Here is a 1,953-nt window from a genome sequence, read left to right on the forward strand (position 1 = left end):
TCCGCATGATCAATCAGGATGTGATCGACCTCTATAACCGCGTGCCGGTCGGCACTAAGGTCGTCGTGCTGCTCTGACGGGCGGCACCGGCAGGCAAACGGGGCCGGGCGCCGCAGACAGGCGGCCCGGCCCTTTCCGTTTCCGCCCCGGCCGTTCGTTCAGCCCGGCCTCAGTCCGCCAGCGGCGGCGGTGCCTCGCCGCGGCCGCGCAGCGGCCTTTCGGCCATGGCCAGCAGGAAGGCGAAGGCCAGCACGAAGCCCGCCGCGGCCGCCGCGAACACATGCGGGAAGGCGGCCATGAGTTCGCCGCTGCTCAGCCCCGCTGCACCGGCGCCCTCGCCATGGCGGCCGGCGAGCGCGCCGGCGCCGGTATCGGCCAGCACCACCGCGCCGAAGGCCGCCACGATCAGCGCGCCGCCGAGCTGGCGGAAGAAATTCATCACTCCCGTTGCGGTGCCGATGTGGTGCATTTCCACCGCATTCTGAATGGCGACGGTGGTGACCGGCAGCAGCGTGCCAAGCCCGGCGCCGATCAGGCCGGAGATGGCGCACACCATCCACAGCGGCATCGTGGCGGCGCCGAGCGCGAGGGAGACGGTTGCGGCAACGGCCACCGTCATGCCGGCGATCGGCACGCGCTTGTAGTGCTTCAGGGCGCTCATGGCGCGTCCGCCGATGGTGGCGCCGACGACGGTGCAGATCATCAGTGGCAGCACGGCAAGGCCGGAGGCCGAGGACGACAGCCCGAGCCCGACCTCGAAATAGATCGGCAGGTAGATGCTGAGGCCGATGAAGGTGCCCATGCCGAAGCAGGCCGCCGCGGTGCCGGTCAGCACCACACCGTTCTTCAGGATCGCCACGGGAATGAGCGGCTCCTCGGCCATGGCCACGCGCACCGCGAACAGCAGCCACAGCGCCGCCGAAGCGGCGAAGATGCCGAGCACCGGCGGCGCGCTCCACGGCATGCGCACGCCGCCCCAGCTGAGGCCGAGCATGACGGTGACCGTGGCGCCCGCCATCAGCACCGCGCCGGTCAGGTCCAGCCGGTGGGGCCGGTCGTTACGCGGCAGGCGCTTCAGCGCCCGCCCGGCGATGAGATAGGCGGCAATGCCCAGCGGCAGGTTGATCCAGAAGATCATCGACCAGTGCAGGTGCTCGGCGAAGAAGCCGCCCAGCACCGGGCCGGCGAGACTGGAGGACATGAACACACTGGCGATCCACACCTGATAGCGCGCGCGCTCGCGCGGCGGCAGCATGTCGGCAATGATGGTCTGGCCGAGCGAGATCAGCCCGCCGCCGCCGAGGCCCTGAAGGCCGCGCGCCAGAATCAGCACCAGCATGGAAGGTGCCAGCGCGCAGGCCACCGAACCGGCCACGAAGGTGACGATGGCGATGAGCAGCGCCACCCGGCGGCCGTGGATGTCGCTGAACTTGCCATAGAGCGGCGTCACCGCCGTGGCCGCCAGCAGATAGGCGGTGACCACCCACGGCATGTCGTCGACATCGCCCAGCTCGCGCCCCATGGTCGGCAGCGCCGTGGCGATGATGGTCTGGTCGAGGGCCCCCAGCAGCATTGCCAGCAGAATGCCGATGAGGATGGAGCGGATGTCCCCGGTCGACAGCACGGGGTGCTGCTGGACGGCGGGTGCATCGGACGCGGCAGGCCGGGCCATCCGGTGGCCTCCTTGAACTCGGTACGAAGAACGCAAGAGCGGGGCCGCGGCCCGGCCGGTTACGGCGGCAGCGGAACGGCCTGCGACATCGCAGAAAACCGGGGCAGCAACAGGGCCGCGGGCAGACCCGCGGCAGACACGGTCGGAGGCGCGGGCCGGGAGCGCGCAGGGATCGGGCCGGGATCGGGCAGGGCGGAGACCGGACCGGAGAGCCGGGATTTGGCGGGAACGGGATAGGGCCGGAGGGGGGAAGGGCGGGGTGGGATAGGGTGGAAACGGGA

General features: G+C 70.8%; 1 protein-coding gene. It reads right to left on the bottom strand.

Features of this window, described 5'->3' with window-relative positions:
• Positions 1–169: 169 nt before the first annotated feature.
• Positions 170–1,672, bottom strand: a complete 1,503-nt coding sequence (locus V7067_RS13275; protein ID WP_334176382.1) for an MDR family MFS transporter — start codon at positions 1,670–1,672, stop codon at positions 170–172.
• Positions 1,673–1,953: the final 281 nt, after the last annotated feature.

Origin of the sequence: Pseudoxanthobacter sp. (genome assembly GCF_036822375.1) — a bacterium.
GTDB lineage: Bacteria > Pseudomonadota > Alphaproteobacteria > Rhizobiales > Segnochrobactraceae > Pseudoxanthobacter.